Raw genomic sequence first — 17,648 nt, forward strand, 5'->3', positions numbered from 1 at the left:
GGAAAACATTTTACCTTCGAACTTCCAGCCTCAACCTTCAACCTCTAACCTAAATCTATGTACAACAAAGGACTATATAACGACTGGGTTCCCAAGCCCCTACAGCTACTTCTCATTGTATTGCTGCTTGCGGTAGTGATGCCACTGGGTGGTGTGTACACGGGAAACATCAGTTATCTCGTAAACGGTACCGGATCAATGACCGAATATTTTCTGTGGGCCAATTATGCCAATACCATCGGAATGGGAGCCTGTATGCCCATCGTACTCAGAATGAAAATGAGATTTAAAGTCCGTGATAAAATGGTGGTTTTACTGGTGCTTCTGGGATTGTTAAGCTATCTGAACTCTACGACTTATGACCCTATGATTTTTGTGTTCAGTTCATTGGTGATAGGGTTTTTAAAAATGATGGTCACGATTGAGCTTTTCCTTCCGTTGATGGCAATGGTCGGCAACCGCGGAATGTTTTATGGTGGATTTTATACCTTTATTCTCGTTTTGAATCAGGCAGTTGCTTATTATGCAGTAGATATTTCCATCCGTTACAACTGGCAGCATTTCTATATCATGGCGGCGGTAGGATGTTTCATTCTGGCTCTTCTGCACTGGATTTTTATGCATGATAAATATTTCGCCTTAAAAGTTCCATTACATTGTATAGACTGGCTCAGTGTCTTGCTTTTTGTGTCTACCTTTATGTTTTCGGCATATGTATTTTCATTTGGAAAACAGCAGGACTGGCTTAATTCAAACAAGATCATCAACGCCGGAATTGCAGCTTTCATAAGTTTTGCATTGCTCGCGATACGTCAGCTGACCCTAAAAAGACCTTATTTATCCTTTAAGATTTTTTCTAAAAATAATGTACAGCACGGACTATTCATGCTTTTGTGTCTGGGAATGTTTTTAGGAACAACCTCTATTCAGAATACTTTTGCGGTAGGGGTCTTAGGATACGATCAGCTTACAAATGCCAGACTGAATCTCTTAATGATTCCCGGACTGATACTGGCAGGTGTAATAGCTATCTTTTGGTTTAAAAAAGAAATTCCACTGAAAATGTATATCTTTTCAGGCTTTTCAGCGATGCTGGGGTACGCCATTGTCATGTATTTCTCCATGGTGCTGGAATTCAGCTATGATTACTGGTATTTACCGATGTTCCTGAAAGGATATGGAATGGGAGCGCTCTTCATCTCCGTATGGTTTTATACGCTGGACAAACTGGAATTAGATGATATGCTTGCTGCCATCGGTCTGGTTTTGGTGTGGAGAACGTTTCTCGCGGTTGGTATTTTTTCAGCATTATATTCCTGGTTTCAGTACCGTTTTCAGGTAGTGGCCATCGGTGATCTGGCAGTGTATATGGACGGAATGACGGTGACTCCTCAAAACGTAGCCTCTAATATGAAGCTCATTCAGCTGAATGCTATTATCATCGCTTCAAAAAAAATATTCGGATATATTATTCTGGCTGGTATCGGTATTCTGATCTATGTTTTCACCCACCATTTCGGAAAAGAACGTTTCGAATATGTACGATTTATAAGAATGCTTAACGGAAAGTCGGTTATCTCAAGAAGGAGACTCCGTGAGCGGAAAAAACTCTTGGAAGAGATAAAAGACGCAGCAGGACCTGCACTATAAAGATACCTTGTTTTTCATTTACTTAGTCAAAGCTTCATTTTATTTATAGAATGGAGCTTTGCATTTTTATGCCATTGTTTTTTAAAAGAGGTTTTTGGGGCAAATTCGCTATTGCTTGTCAATGCATTGTTGACCGCACTGTTGTGAGTGTGTTGACCGCACGGTCAAGGATGTGTTGACCGTACGGTCAAGGGTATGTTGACCGACCGATGCATGAGGAGTTGACAGGTCGAGATGAACTGCTCGTACGAAGCAAGGTGCTTGTGTCGGGGCTAGCACGATGCTTGTGACGTACCTTGCACGATGCTTGCAAGCTACCTTGCATGGTGCTGTGTTTTAGATGGTAGTGTCCTGATGGAGGTCACTCGAAGCCACCAAGATTTTAAGATTTGCTATCATTTGCTGAGCAAAGCGCCTTTGCGCCCGAAAAAAGTATGCGTATAGTAAATGTTCTTGCGGCCATAGCGTTAATAACTTCAAGAGATTCTTCATTTCGCTCTGCTACATTCAGAATGACAAACGTGAGATGAAGGTTGAAGGGTTTTAGGGTTTGAGAGTGAGAGTGTTTCAGATTGGTAGTGCCCTGGTGGCTTCTAGTAACCTCATCCATCAGGATTTATATCATTAGGAGTTGCTATCATTTGCTGAGCAAAGCGCCTTTGCGCTCGAAAAAAATATGTGTATAGTAAATGTTCTTGCGAGCATAGCGTTAATAACTGCAAGAGATTCTTCACTTCGCTTTGTTACGTTCAGAATGACAAACGTGAGATGAAGGTTGAAGGGTTTTAGGGTTTGAGAGTGAGAGTGTTTCAGATTGGTAGTACCCTGGTGGTTTCTAGTAACCTCAGCCATCAGGATTTATATCATTAGGAGTAGCTATCATTTGCTGAGCAAAGCGCCTTTGCGCTCGAAAAAAATATGTGTATAGTAAATGTTCTTGCGAGCATAGCGTTAATAACTTGTAGTAACCGGAAAATAAGTGAAAAACAGCTATCTTTACAGTCATAATTAAGCACTATGAAAGATCTTATGGGAAAGGCGATCCAGGATTATTATCATCAGGAAAATCCCGACAACCTGCAGACTGAAACTTCAATTTCCGAACTGGATGAACTTCCGGTAGATTACCTCTTCCGTGATTTTGAAGAAATGAATGAAATCGAGCAGAAAGCTTTGAAACTGGCTCACGGAAAAGTTCTCGATATTGGAGCGGGAGCAGGGTCTCATTCAATTTATCTTCAGAATGAAAGAAATCTTGATGTTACGGCCCTTGATATTTCGCCAAAATCTATTGAAGTGTGCCGACTGCGGGGAATCCGGAAGGCCGTTTGTGAAAATATGCTTCAGTTTTCGGATGAAACTTATGATACGATTCTTCTTCTGATGAACGGAACAGGAATTTTCCAAAGTCTTACGGTTATTGATATGTATCTTAAAAAGCTTCATTCGCTTCTGAATGAAAACGGACAAATTCTGATCGACAGTACCGATATTCTTTATATGTTTGACCGTGATGAAGACGGCGGTGTGTATATTCCTGCAGAAGGTTATTATGGGGAACTCGATTATATTGTTCACTACAAAGGTGAATCAGAAGAAGCAATCAAGTGGCTCTATCTTGACTTTAATACGTTAAAAAATGCCGCGGAAAACAATGGCTTTAAAATAGAAAAGATATTGCAGGAAGATGATTCTTATCTGGCAAAACTGACTAAAGAATAAGTCATTGCTAGGAGCAAAGCGACGAAGCAATCTCTTAATGATCTTAACAACTTAAATTACCTTAATGTTTCAATTCTAGTAATTAAGATTCTATTAGGGCTTTAAGAAAGTTAAGTTTAATGTTATTAAGAGATTGCTTCGTCGTTTCACTCCTCGCAATGACAAATAAAAAAATCCACATGAAAAACTCATGTGGATTTTGTATATCTACGAATGATGGTTTATCCAATCTCAATACCGTTTTCTACATTGCTGTCGTCCGGTGTTACGAAAGATAATTTCCCGTCTGGTTTCGTTGTTAATAATAACATTCCCTGAGATTCGATTCCTCTGATTTTTCTTGGCGCAAGATTTAATAAGATCATCACCTGCTTTCCAATTACCTCTTCCGGAGTGAAGCTTTCTGCAATCCCTGAAACCACAGTTCTTACATCAACACCGGTATCTACCGTTAGTTTTAATAATTTATCTGCTTTTTCCACTTTTTCAGCCTCTACAATGGTTGCTGTTCTCAGGTCGATTTTTGTAAAATCATCAAAAGTGATTTCGTCTTTCATAGGGTTGGCGTTAGGGTTTGTTTTCTTATTGTTTTGTTTTGTATTTTCAAGCTTTTGGATTTGGGCTTCAATCACATCATCTTCAATTTTAGAGAAAAGAAGAGAAGCTTCATTGATTTTATGACCGGTTTCTATCAATACAGATTTTGTTTCAATATCAGTCCAGCTTTGTTTTTCAACATTAAACATATTCAGTAGCTTCTCAGAGCTGAAAGGCATAAACGGTTCGCACAACTGCGCTAAAGCAACTGCAATCTGAGCACCTACAAACAAGGAATGAGCCGCTTTTTCAGGATTATCTTTAATTGTCTTCCAAGGTTCTTCAGTCTGTAAATACTGGTTTCCGAAACGTGCCAGATTCATCAACGCTGTTAAAGAATTTCTGAATTCATAATTCTCTAAAAATCCTCCAATCTCTTTTGCTGATTTATTGATTTCCTTTAATTCAGGAGCATTTGCATCACCTTGCGGAACAATTCCATCGTAATATTTATGAATAAGCACAGTAACCCTGTTGATGAAGTTTCCGAAAATTCCTACCAGCTCAGAGTTATTCTTGGTCTGGAAATCTTTCCAGGTGAAATTATTATCCTTTGTTTCCGGAGCCGACGAAAGGAGAGCGTATCTCAACACATCCTGTTGACCCGGGAAATCTTCCACGTATTCATGCGCCCAAACCGCCCAGTTTCTTGAGGTTGAAATTTTATCATTTTCAAGATTCAAGAATTCAAAAGCAGGTACATTTGCCGGCATAATGAAATCTCCGTGAGCCTTCATCATACTTGGGAAAATAATACAGTGGAATACGATATTATCCTTTCCGATGAAGTGAACCAGATCAGATTCTTCGCTCTGCCAGTAGTCTTTCCAGTCTTTCCCGTTTTTCTCCGCCCATTCTTTGGTGAAAGAAATATAGCCGATCGGCGCATCGAACCAAACATACAATACTTTTCCCTCAGCACCCGGAAGCGGAACCGGAACTCCCCAATTAAGGTCTCTCGTCATGGCGCGAGGCTTCAGTCCGTCATTCAACCATGATTTTACCTGTCCGTAAACGTTTGGTTTCCAATCGTCCTTATGACCTTCAATGATCCATTCGTTCAGGAAATCTTCGTATTCGTTTAATGGTAAATACCAGTTTTTTGTTTCTTTAAGAATAGGAACATTTCCGCTCAACATTGATTTTGGATTAATCAGCTCAGAGGGTGAAAGGGTAGATCCACATCGTTCACACTGATCTCCATAAGCGTTTTCGTTACCACAGTTAGGGCAGGTACCGACAATATACCGGTCTGCAAGGAATTCTCCTGCCTGTTCATCAAAATATTGCTCAGATATTTCTTCCGTAAACTTCCCTTTTTCATAAAGAACTTTAAAGAAATCCTGACTTGTTTCGTAATGTTTTTTAGAAGTCGTTCTGGAATACTCATCAAATGAAATCCCCAAATCTGAAAAAGATTTTTTAATGATTTCGTGGTATTTATCAACGATATCCTGAGGGGTAACTCCTTCTTTTTTGGCTCTTATGGTAATAGGAATTCCGTGTTCATCTGAGCCACAAATAAACGCTACTTCTTTTCCTGTTCTTCTTTGAAATCTTGCATAAACATCCGCAGGAATATACACTCCTGCCAAATGTCCTATATGAACCGGTCCGTTTGCATAAGGCAAAGCTGCCGTAATCATCTTTCTGTTCGACATTTATAGTAAAATTTTTATATGCAAAGATAGCGAATATCTGTGGAATACTGTATGGTATATTTTAAGGGGTTTTAAAGTCTATTAAGATGGTCGGATATTATATTTAGTTAAACCAATGTTTAACTTTATGTTAAATTTAAAATGGTGTTATGTTGTGCATATTTTAGTTTAAACAATTGATAATTAGATGTATGTAATAAAATGTTCGTTTAATTTACATAATTTTAATAAAATTTTTAAAAATTTAAGATAATTCTGGATTTTTTTTAAATTGCAACAGGCTCCGGCCATGTACGATAAAAAAGAAACTATATAAAAATAATATTGTGAAGAATTTTACAACGGTATTAAAAATTGCGCCTGCATTTTTATTGGCAAGTACAATAATTCATGCGCAAACCAACGACTCTGTAACAAAAGAGAAAAAAATAGAGGAGGTTGTTCTGATTGGTTATGGGAAACAGAAGAAAACGGATCTAACGGGGTCGATTACTTCTATTACTTCCAAAGATTTTAATGCTGGTGCTTCAACTGCGGATCAATTAATCGTAGGAAAGACACCGGGAGTACAGATTACCGGAAATAGTGGTGCACCAGGAGCTGGTTCAACCATTAGAGTAAGAGGAGGGTCTTCATTTATTAATAATGATCCTTTGATTGTAATTGATGGTGTTCCCATTGATTTTAACAGTTTAAGTGGGGCAACTAATCCTTTATCATTAATTAATCCTAATGATATCGAGACTTTCGATATTCTTAAAGATGCTTCTTCTGCAGCAATCTATGGGAACAGAGCTTCCAACGGTGTAATTTTAATTACGACTAAAAAGGGAACAACAGGAAAATTCAGAGTAAACTTCAATACCAATTTTTCAGTTTCCGAGAAAATGGGAAATGTTGATGTCATGAATGCTAGTCAATTCAGAAGTTTTGTAGATTCTTATGGAACTGCTGCGCAAAAATCTTATTTAGGTAATGCAGATACAAACTGGCAAGACCAAATTTATCAACAAGCTTGGGGAACGGATAATAATGTCGCTTTTTCAGGTGGTGTAAAAGGTTTGCCTTACAGGGTTTCATTAGGGTATAATGAACAAAACGGGATCGTAAAAACAAATGAATTTAGAAGAACATCCTTAGGTTTCAACTTATCACCTAAATTTTTTGATAATCATTTAACCGTCAATGGTAATTTTAAAGGAACTTTCTCTGAAAACAGATTTCCGGACGGTGGAGCTATCGGAGCTTCAATTTATTTCGATCCGACGCAGCCTGTTTATTCAGGAAATTCTAATTACGGAGGTTATTACGAATGGTTAGATCCTGCCAACACAGCAACCGGATTGAATGTAAACGGAACAAGAAACCCGCTTGGTTTATTGTATGGTAAAAGAGATATTTCTTCGGTATTCAGAATTATTCCAAGTTTGCAGTTGGATTATAAATTCCATTTTTTACCTGATTTAAGATTAAATTTAAACGGATCTTATGATTACGCAAAAAGTGACGGTTCTGTAAATGTATCAAAAGATTTTGCTCAGGGCATAGGAACTTTGGGTTCTTATAGGTCTTATTCTCAAGAGATTAAAAGTAAATTATTTGAATCATATCTGAATTATGTGAAAAAGATTCAGGCTATTAATACAACAGTAGATGTAATTGGTGGTTATTCTTATCAGAATAGACATGTTATTACTCCTGAAGCTCCTACCTATTATGGTAATGGTCAGAAAACTGATTTCTCAACACCAGGCGATGCCGAAAGAACATTAATTTCTTTTTATGCAAGAGGGATTTTTACTATTGCAGATAGATACGTTATTAATGGTTCCATAAGAAGAGATGGATCTTCAATATTTTGGAATGGAAACAGAGATCATTTATGGGGTAATTTCCCTGCGGTGTCGATTGCCTGGAAAATTAATGAAGAGGGATTCTTAAAAAACATATCAAGCATTAACTCTTTGAAAGTAAGAGCGGGTTGGGGGAAAACGGGTCAGCAAGAAACCGGGAATGATTATCCTGCTTTTGGTTCATATTCTTATAGTAATAGCAGTACTTCACAATATCAATTTGGAAATAATTACTACACTTTATTACGACCTGATGTTTATAATCCAAATCTTGTGTGGGAAACTACGACCACTAAAAATATTGGGTTGGATTTTGCCATCTTGAATAATAGAATTAGTGGATCATTTGATTATTTTGATAAAAAATCTGAAAATCTTATTTCAAGAGTACCGACTTGGGCTGGTGATCTAAGTAATTTCAATGTTAAAAATGTAGGAATTATCGCCAATAAAGGTTTTGAAGTTAATTTAAATTTAGTTCCTGTTAAAAAAGATAATATAACATGGGATGTTAATTTAAACGCTACTAGATTTAATCCAAAAGTAACAAGCTTATCACAATTTGTTGATTCCTCATATAAAATTCCGGTAGGAACACTTACTGGCATTAATAATTATATTCAGGCTGTTACGGTTGGTCAACCACTCAATTCATTTTACGTTTACCAACAGGTATATGACAGTAATGGTAAACCATTAGAAGGTATTTACGTTGACCGAAACGGAGATGGAAAATCTACTGAAGACGATAAATACTTTTATAAGTCTCCTAATCCTGATGTGATTTTAGGTTTCTCTACAAAAGTCAGCGTTAAAAAATGGGAATTCAGTACTGCGCTTAGAGCTGTGTTAGGAAATTATGTTTACAATAATTCAGCGTCTAACAGTTCTATTGCAAATATCCAGGCAAATAATTTCTTGAGTAACACGAATGTAAGTGTTTTAAGTACACAGTTTGCAACAACACAGCTTTTCTCTGATATGTTTATAGAAGATGCTTCATTTTTGAGAATGGATAATTTTTCAGTTGCTTATAATGTAGGAGAATTTATGGGTAAGGGAACTAATCTAAGAGTAAATGCAATGGCACAAAACGTATTTGTCATTACAAAATACAAAGGGGTAGATCCAGAGATTTTCGGAGGAATTGATAACGGATTTTATCAAAGGCCGAAAGTGTATTCAGTTGGCTTTAACTTTCAATTTTAATTAACATGAGAAATAAATATTTATATAAAAAGATTATTCTAGGATCTATTACTTTAGGAACTCTGTTTTTTGCGGGTTCCTGTACACAAGATCTCGAACAAGAACCTAGTTTAGGGCTGACCTCGGCTGTATTATACAAAGATTTTAATAATTATAAACCTGCTTTGGCTAAAATCTACGCAGGTCTTGCAATCGGAGGACAGGGAGATCAAAATAACGGCGATGCAAATACAGACATAGGAGGTATTGATGGCGGATTTTCAAACTATCTTCGCCAAATGTACAGTATGCAGGTTTTAACAACTGATGAAGCTGTTATAGCATGGGCAGATGCGGGTCTTCCAGAAATGCATAGCATGACTTGGAATGCTTCTAATCCTTTTGTAGCTGCAATCTATTATAGAATATTCAATGTAATTGCTGTAAGTAATGAGTTTATCAAAAACACAACAGATGAAAAACTTTCTTCAAATGGTATTAGTGGCGCTAACCTTACAGAAGCTAAATATATGCGTGCTGAAGCTCGCTTTTTGAGAGCACAATCATATTATCATGCAATGGATTTATTCGGAAATGTACCTTATGTCACCGAAGATACTGATATAATCAATACCCCACCGCCAAGAATTGTAAGAGCAGAATTATTCAAATACGTAGAGTCAGAACTTTTGGCTTGTGCTAATGACTTAAAAGATGCAAAAACCAATGAGTATGGTAGAGCAGATAAGGCTGCAGCGTGGGCGTTGCTGGCAAGATTATATCTTAATGCTCAGGTTTACACAGGTACAGGAAGATATACAGATTGTATTACGTATTGTAACAAAGTTATAAGTGCGGGTTATTCTCTGAAATCAAATTATGGATCATTATTTATGGCTGATAATAATATAAATAATCCTGAAGTTATTTTATCAGTGAATTACGATGGCACGAGTACAAAAACTTATGGAGGATCAACTTTTATGGTTCATGCTGCAGTTGGTGGTTCTATGCCAGCTTCCCAGTTTGGAATAAATGGAGGTTGGGGTGGTATAAGAACTACAAAATCTTTCGTTAATTTATTTTCAGGCTCTCCTAATGATCAAAGAGGAAACTTTTATACAAACGGTCAAAGTTTAGAAATAAACAGTGTTTCTACTTTTACAGATGGTTATGCATTTATTAAATATAAAAATATAAAATTCGCAAACGGTGCTGCAGGATCAGATGCGTCTGGTAATTTTGTAGATGCAGATATTCCATTATACCGTTTAGCAGATATATATTTAATGTACGGTGAAGCAGTTGCAAGAGGTGGCTCCGGTGGTAATATAGCTACAGCATTGGGTTATGTGAACGCTTTAAGAACTAGAGCAGGAGCAAATACTGTTTCGTCAGTTAATACCGATTTCTTTTTGGATGAAAGAGCCAGGGAACTATCTTGGGAAGCAACAAGAAGAACTGACTTAATTCGTTATGGTAAATTTACATCTTCATCATATTTATGGCCATGGAAAGGAGGAGTGAAAGATGGAAAAGCCGTTGAAGATTACAGAAATTTATTCCCAATTCCTGCAAACGATATTGTAGCAAATCCGAACTTGATTCAAAATCCTGGATACTAATCTTAAAACACTTTTAAAAATGAAAAATATATTCAAATTTTTAGTTTGTGGGCTGGTTGCAGTGATGCTTTTCTCATGCGAAAAAGATGAAGATCAGGCCATCGCAAGTTTGAAATCGAATGCGAACCTTAGTGCTGATAAAACGTCTATTGTACTTACAAAGCCAAATGCAACACAGAATGCTATCAAATATTCTTGGAGTAATCCGGATTATGGAGTAAACCTTGCCATAACAAATCAATTACAATTCGCAGTACAGGGTACGAATTTCGCAACACCTAAAACAATAGATCTTGCAGCAGGTACAAAACAAATTTCTTATACTGTTGAAGAATTTAATGCTATTTTGTTAGGATTAGCGCTTACACCAGATGTTGCATCAAATGTACAGATTAGATTAAAATCTACTCTAGGTACTTCGGTTACATATTCAAATATTATAAGTTTAACGGCAACGCCTTACGCGCTAATCTCTTATATGTATGCTCCTGGCGCATATCAGGGATGGAATCCTCCGACTGCGAATACATTGGTTTCGGCAAATTCTAATGGAATTTATATTGGATTTATCAATTTTACTGCAGGGAATTTAGTTTTTAAAATTACACCTCAAACAAACTGGAATAATTCTTACGGAACCAATTCTCAATTTAACTCTTCTACAAATACAATTCCCGTTATATATAATGGAGGAGGAGATATTGTAGCTCCCGGAATAGGATATTATCAAGCAACCATAGATACCAATGCAAATACTTTAAAAATGATTCCTTATCAAATGAGCCTTATTGGTTCTGCAACACCAGGAGGGAATTGGAGTACAGATATAGACATGGTCTGGGATAATACGTTACTGAAATGGAAAGCAACAGCTACATTTCTTTCAGGGGAGTTTAAATTTAGATTAAATCATGACTGGAACCAGACAAATTGGGGAGGTTCAGGCGGTGTTGCTTCTACTTCGGGAGCTAATATAGCGATCACGGCAGGAGTACATACTGTTTTATTTGATCCATACAACCTGAACTATTCGATTCAATAAACTCATATAAATTATTTAGCAAAGTGTTGCTTTTCGGCAGCACTTTCTTTATTTTTAAAAAATATTAATAGTCATTATGAAGAAAATTACAATTGGGGCATTATTGTTCTCGATGATGTTTGCAGGTGTTAATGCACAATCTTTAAAATCGCCGGACGGAAAATTTGAAATGGATTTCCAGCTAAAGCAGGGCGTACCTTACTATAACCTAAAATACGATGGAAAAATAATAGTTGAAGATTCAAAACTGGGACTGAGATTATTTAAAGATACTTCTATTAAATTTGCGTCTGAAATTGCAAAACCGGAAGATGCCAAATTTGATTTAAACAATGGCTTCACCAAAACAGACGAAAAAAGAGATGCTAAAAATGAAACCTGGCAACCTGTTTTAGGAGAAAAGAAAAATTATATCAATCATTACAACGAATTAGCAGTTACACTACATCAGGATGCTACCGACAGAGATATGATCGTTAAATTCAGACTATTTAATGATGGGTTGGGTTTCCGATATGAATTCCCGCAACAGAAAAACCTTAATTATTTTGTAATCCGTGAAGAAGATTCTGAGATTGATTTTCCGACCGACATGAAAGCCTGGTGGATTGCAGCCGATTATGACTCGCAGGAATATCAGCCACAAACTACGAAAATCTCTGAAATTCCGGCAAGATGGCCAAGTTCCTTCGACAGCAATGCTTCACAGCAGATGGTTCCTAATGCTGTGCAGTCACCACTGATGCTTAAAAAAGAAGGTAAAGATCCTTTATATGTCAATGTGGGAGAAGCCGCCGTTTTGAATTACCCTGCTTCTCATCTTGAAGTAGATGCAGTTAATTTTAAATTTAAAACACATCTAACTCCCGACAGACAAGGGGCAAAAGGCTATATGCAGACTTCAACCGTTTCCCCTTGGAGAACAATTATTGTGTCTCCAAAAGCTGAAGAAGTACTGGGATCTAAGATGATGTTTAATCTGAATGAGCCTACAAAATACACCGATACTTCCTACATTCATCCTACGAAATATATGGGAGTCTGGTGGGAAATGATTATCGGAAAATCACAATGGGCTTATTCCACGGCTGAAAACGTTCATATCGGAGTAACCGATTTTTCAAAGCTTACCCCTAATGGAAAACACGCTGCAAACAATACAAAAGTGAAAGAATACATCGATTTCGCAGCAGAAAACGGTTTCGGAGGACTTTTAATTGAAGGGTGGAATGTCGGCTGGGAAGATTGGTTTGGTCACTCAAAAGAATTTGTATTTGACTTTATAACACCATATCCTGATTTTGATATTAAAATGCTGAATGAATATGCTCATTCAAAAGGGATTAAGCTAATAATGCATCATGAAACATCGGGTTCTGCAACCAATTATGAAAGATGGGCAGATAAAGCATTCAAATTGATGAACGACTATGGTTACGATGCAGTGAAAACCGGTTATGTAGGAGATATTATTCCAAGAGGTGAGCATCATTATTCGCAATGGACAATCAATCACTTCTACAGAATTGCAGAAAAGGCCAATGAATATAAAATAATGGTTAATTCCCACGAATCGGTAAGACCAGGAGGAGAAAGCAGAACATACCCAAACTGGATCTCCGCAGAAGCGGCAAGAGGAACCGAATTTGAAGCTTTTGCTGGAAATAATCCGGATCATCAGACCATTCTTCCATTTACAAGATGGATGGGCGGACCGATGGATTATACTCCAGGGATTTTCCAGACAAAATTGGATTACTATTTTCCAGGAGATAAACGGTTTGTAAAAACAACCTTGGCAAAACAGTTGGCGTTGTATGTGGTAATGTACATGCCTCTTCAGATGGCTGCAGACCTGCCTGAAAATTACAAAAGGCATATGGATGCTTTCCAGTTTATCAAAGATGTAGCGGCAGATTGGGACGACACTAAAATTTTATCGGCAGAGCCGGGAGATTATATCATTACTGCCAGAAAAGCAAAAGGTACAGAAAACTGGTTCGTAGGTGGAATTACCGATGAGAACAAACGTGATTACACGGTAGATTTTTCTTTCCTCGATAAAGGTAAAAAGTATGAAGCAACAATTTATGAAGATGGAAAAGATGCAGATTACATCAACAATCCTCAGAGCTACAATATTTATAAAAAGAAAATTACAAGCAAATCTAAGATCAATATGAAGATGGTCAGAAGTGGCGGTTTTGCGATTTCTATAAAACCATTGTAATAGGTAATCAACTTTGTCAAAGTCTAATCTTTGACAAAGTTTTTTATTTTTTGAAGCTTTTTCCCCTTGGAATTTATGCTGAGCCTTTCGAGCGTTTTTATCAGGACTAATAATTACACACCAAACAAACGACTTGTTCAAAGTTGAATCTTTGTTAACGTAAAATCATAAAATGAAAAAAATAATCACAATATTTGCTTTATCGGCAGCATCCGTTGCATTTTCGCAAATCCAGAAAGTAGAACCGGCCTTTTGGTGGAAAGGAATGAAAAATCCTGAACTTCAGATCCTGGTTTACGGAAAAAATATTGCCAATGACGAAATCGAAATTTCAGACGGAGTTCAGATCAAAGATATTCAGAAAGTAGAAAACCCGAATTATGTTTTTATCACTGTAAATACCAATGAGGTCAACGTTCCGAAGTTTAAGATAAATACTAAAAAAGGCAAAAAAATCACAAGCTCTTATACGTACGAATTAAAGCAAAGAGAACCCCATTCTGCAGACAGAGAATCTTTTACGTCTAAAGATGTTATGTATCTCATCATGCCTGACCGTTTTGCAAATGGTGACGAGAAAAATGATTCAAGCCCAAACCTAACGGAAAAAGCAAACAGAAACCTTCCCAACGGTCGTCATGGAGGAGATTTGCGCGGAATTATCAATAATCTCGATTATATCCAGAACCTCGGAGCGACGGCAGTCTGGCTCACTCCGGTGAATGAAGACAATGAAAAAGTGTACTCTTATCATGGCTATGCGCAGACCGATTTATATAAAATAGATGCTCGCTACGGAACCAATGAAGAGTATCGCGAACTTTCCCAAAAATTAAATAAAAGAAACATGAAGCTCGTGATGGATTATGTCACCAATCACTGGGGAATTTCACACTGGATGATCAAAGATCTGCCGACAAAAGACTGGATTCATTGGTTTAATGACGGAGAAAATGGTTTTAAACGTTCCAATTATAAAACAACCACACAGTTTGATACCAATGCTTCTGATATTGATAAAATATCAGCGTTGGATGGGTGGTTTGATACAACAATGCCTGATATTAACCAAAAAAATCCTTTGGTTTTAAAATATCTTACTCAAAATGCAATCTGGTGGATTGAATATGCAGAGCTGGGAGGTTTTCGTGTGGATACTTATCCCTACAACGATAAAGAGGCAATGGCTAAATGGGCGAAAGCGATTACCGATGAATATCCGAAATTTAACATCGTAGGGGAAACCTGGCTGAATACAGCGGCATATATTTCGGCGTGGCAGAAAAATTCAAAAACAGGAGAAGCGGCAAATTATAATTCCAATCTTCCTTCAGTGATGGATTTTATGTTGTACAGCGATATGCCAAAAGCATTGAAGGAAAAAGAAGGATGGGACAGCGGAATGAATCGTATATATAACAGTCTTGCAAGCGATTTCCTTTATCCTGATATCAACAATGTTATGGTTTTCTTTGAAAATCATGATACCGAAAGATGGAATGAAATATTCAATGATGATCCGAAAGCTTATAAATTAGGATTAACATTAATATCAACTGTTCGCGGAATTCCACAGATTTATTACGGATCGGAAGTCGGAATGCGCGGTGATAAAAATAAAGGCGGGGATGCCGATATCCGAAGAGATTTTCCGGGCGGCTGGAAATCTGACAAAGTAAATGCCTTTAAACTTTCGGAGCAGACTGCCGAACAAAAGGAATTTTATCAGTTTACCCAAAAACTATTAAACTGGAGAAAAGGAAAAGAAGTCATTCACACAGGAAAAACTAAAAATTTTGTCCCGCAGAATAATGTTTTTGTGTATTTTAGATATAATGAAAAAGAAAGTGTAATGGTTATTTTAAATAACAATGAAACAGAACAAGCGGTTGACTTGAAACATTTTGCTGAATCATTAAAAGGATTTTCAAAAGGAAAAGACATCATCTCCGATAAAGAATTTTTATTGCAAAACAACTTAACCATACCCGCAAAAACTTCTATGGTCATTGAATTAAAGTAACTTAAAAATATATTAATTCACTTTGCTGAGTGATAGTTTATGCTGAGCCTGTCGAAGTACCTTTGCGAACGAAATATTAAGTGAAATTAAAAAAAATGCTTGGTGCTCTTTGCGTTAAAAACAAAAATTAAATATGAAAACAACAACAATATTCTATACTTTCATCATATGTCTATTGAGCTTTAATACCATTTCGGCTCAAACAAAATTTGAAAAAGAAAAAACAGAAATCGGAACAATGCTCGACGGATTCAATGTCGCAGCTGCAAAAGCAGATTTTGTAACCTATTTCAATTATTTCACAGATGAATCTACCTTCATCGGAACAGACGCAACGGAAGTCTGGGACAAAAAAGCTTTTATGGCTTGGGCTAAACCTTATTTCGACAAAAAGAAAACCTGGAATTTTACTTCCTTAAAAAGAAATATCTATTTCAGCAAAGATGGAAAGCTAGCCTGGTTTGATGAATTGCTCGATACTCAAATGAAGATCTGCCGTGGTTCTGGTGTGGTTGAAAAAATCAACGGGGAATGGAAAGTGAAACAATATGTTCTTTCGGTAACAGTTCCCAATGAAATTGTCGATAAAGTGGTCGTTGAAAAAACTCCGATCGAAGATGCTTTAATTAAACAATTAAAATCAAACTAAGATAATGATGAAAAAAGTAAAGCCAAATCTGTCCATGCTTCAAATCATTAACATGAGCATGGGCTTTTTGGGAATTCAGATGGCTTTTGGTCTGCAAAATGGAAATGCGAGCAGAATCTTGGCAAATTTTGGAGCAGATGTTCACGAGTTGTCGTGGTTTTGGCTGGTGGCTCCTATAACAGGTTTGATTGTTCAGCCAATCATCGGTCATATGGGAGATAATACCTGGAGTCCGTTGGGAAGAAGAAAACCTTACTTTTTAATAGGAGCTGTTTTATGTGCGATCGGATTGGTAATGCTTCCTAATGCAGCTTCTGCAACGCAGATGATGGCAGCAAACGTTTTGTTAATAGCTGTCATTTTCTTAGCAATGATGGATGCCTCTATAAATGTTGCCATGGAACCATTCCGGGCTTTGGTGGGAGATATGCTGCCGAAACATCAGGCAACGATAGGCTTTTCAGTTCAGACAATTCTCATAGGGATCGGTGCTGTGATCGGATCGGATCTTCCGGGATGGTTAACTAAAATGGGAATTTCAAATGAAGCGCCTAAAGGATTTGTGGCAGACAATGTGATTTATGCTTTCTATATTGGCGCAGCAGTGTTGATCTTATCCATTCTGTACACGATTATCACCACCAAAGAATACTCACCCGAAGAATTTGCTTCATTTGAAGGAGGAAAGGAAATAGTAGAAGAAAAGTCAAAACTTTCTGATATCTTTAAAGATTTTGCGAATGTACCTTCTCAGATGAAGAAATTAGGAATTGTACAGTTCTTTTCCTGGTTTGCTTTGTTTACAATGTGGGTTTTTACAACGAGTGCTCTGGCAACACATCATTTCGGACTTTCACCTGATGATACCCATTCTGCGGAATTTAATAAAGCCGGAGATTTAACAGGAAGTTTGTTCGGAAGTTATAATTTTTATGCCATTTTCTTTGCTTTTGCTTTAACGCCGATTGCGAAATTGATAGGTAAAAAGCAGACACACGCTTTAGCGCTGACTTGTGGAGGATTGGGGCTGATTGCCATGTATTTCATTAAAGACATTCATGATCTATGGATTTCAATGGTCGGACTGGGATTTGCCTGGGCAAGTATTTTAGCGATGCCTTATGCTATGCTGATTGATTCAATTCCACAAAAGAAAATGGGAGTTTATATGGGGATTTTCAACTTCTTTATCGTAATTCCTCAGATCATCAATGGTGTTTTCGGAGGTCCGATTGTAAGTGGAATCTTTGGTAAAATGGCCATTGATTACATCGTAGTCGGTGGAATCTGTATGCTGTTGGGCGCTGTTTTAACAATGATTTTTATTAAACCGGAACATGATACTCCAAAGGAAATCGAAGAAGAAATTCAACAGGTACATTTTTAATTTACTATGATAAACTTGAAT

The 17,648-nt window shown here is 37.1% G+C and carries 10 protein-coding genes; 9 read left to right on the forward strand and 1 reads right to left on the reverse strand.

Going from position 1 to position 17,648, the window contains the following annotated elements:
- Nucleotides 1–57 precede the first annotated feature (57 nt).
- Nucleotides 58–1,650 carry an MFS transporter gene (locus BLR30_RS16010; RefSeq protein ID WP_089861103.1) on the forward strand — a complete coding sequence of 531 codons (1,593 nt, stop codon included), beginning with the start codon at nt 58–60 and terminating at the stop codon, nt 1,648–1,650.
- 1,017 nt (nt 1,651–2,667) lie between these two features.
- Nucleotides 2,668–3,372, forward strand: a complete 705-nt coding sequence (locus BLR30_RS16015; protein WP_089861105.1) for a class I SAM-dependent methyltransferase — start codon at nt 2,668–2,670, stop codon at nt 3,370–3,372.
- Nucleotides 3,373–3,593: 221 nt separating this feature from the next.
- Here BLR30_RS16015 and metG read toward each other — a convergent pair whose 3' ends face one another.
- Nucleotides 3,594–5,630, reverse strand: coding sequence for a methionine--tRNA ligase (gene metG / locus BLR30_RS16020; protein ID WP_089861107.1), 2,037 nt, complete (start codon nt 5,628–5,630; stop codon nt 3,594–3,596).
- 326 nt (nt 5,631–5,956) lie between these two features.
- Between metG and BLR30_RS16025 the strand changes: the two genes are divergently transcribed.
- The 7 genes from BLR30_RS16025 (at nt 5,957) to BLR30_RS16055 (ending at nt 17,627) form a co-directional block, all read left to right on the forward strand.
- On the forward strand, nt 5,957–8,692 hold the full coding sequence (locus tag BLR30_RS16025) for a SusC/RagA family TonB-linked outer membrane protein (RefSeq protein ID WP_089861109.1): 2,736 nt from the start codon (nt 5,957–5,959) through the stop codon (nt 8,690–8,692).
- 5 nt (nt 8,693–8,697) lie between these two features.
- Nucleotides 8,698–10,296 (forward strand): RagB/SusD family nutrient uptake outer membrane protein, encoded by a 1,599-nt coding sequence (locus BLR30_RS16030; RefSeq protein ID WP_175443678.1) that lies wholly within the window; start codon nt 8,698–8,700, stop codon nt 10,294–10,296.
- 19 nt (nt 10,297–10,315) lie between these two features.
- Complete coding sequence (locus BLR30_RS16035) at nt 10,316–11,338, forward strand: SusE domain-containing protein (protein ID WP_089861111.1); 1,023 nt, start codon at nt 10,316–10,318, stop codon at nt 11,336–11,338.
- A 76-nt stretch (nt 11,339–11,414) separates the two neighbouring features.
- Complete coding sequence (locus tag BLR30_RS16040) at nt 11,415–13,568, forward strand: glycoside hydrolase family 97 protein (protein ID WP_089861113.1); 2,154 nt, start codon at nt 11,415–11,417, stop codon at nt 13,566–13,568.
- 172 nt (nt 13,569–13,740) lie between these two features.
- Complete coding sequence (locus BLR30_RS16045; RefSeq protein WP_089861115.1) at nt 13,741–15,591, forward strand: glycoside hydrolase family 13 protein; 1,851 nt, start codon at nt 13,741–13,743, stop codon at nt 15,589–15,591.
- Nucleotides 15,592–15,724: 133 nt separating this feature from the next.
- Nucleotides 15,725–16,240 carry a nuclear transport factor 2 family protein gene (locus tag BLR30_RS16050; protein ID WP_089861117.1) on the forward strand — a complete coding sequence of 172 codons (516 nt, stop codon included), beginning with the start codon at nt 15,725–15,727 and terminating at the stop codon, nt 16,238–16,240.
- 4 nt (nt 16,241–16,244) lie between these two features.
- Entirely contained in the window at nt 16,245–17,627 is a 1,383-nt protein-coding gene (locus BLR30_RS16055) for an MFS transporter (RefSeq protein ID WP_175443679.1), read from the forward strand.
- The last annotated feature ends 21 nt before the right edge of the window (nt 17,628–17,648 follow it).

Origin of the sequence: Chryseobacterium taeanense (assembly GCF_900099685.1) — a bacterium.
In the GTDB taxonomy this organism is placed as follows: Bacteria; Bacteroidota; Bacteroidia; order Flavobacteriales; family Weeksellaceae; genus Chryseobacterium; species Chryseobacterium taeanense.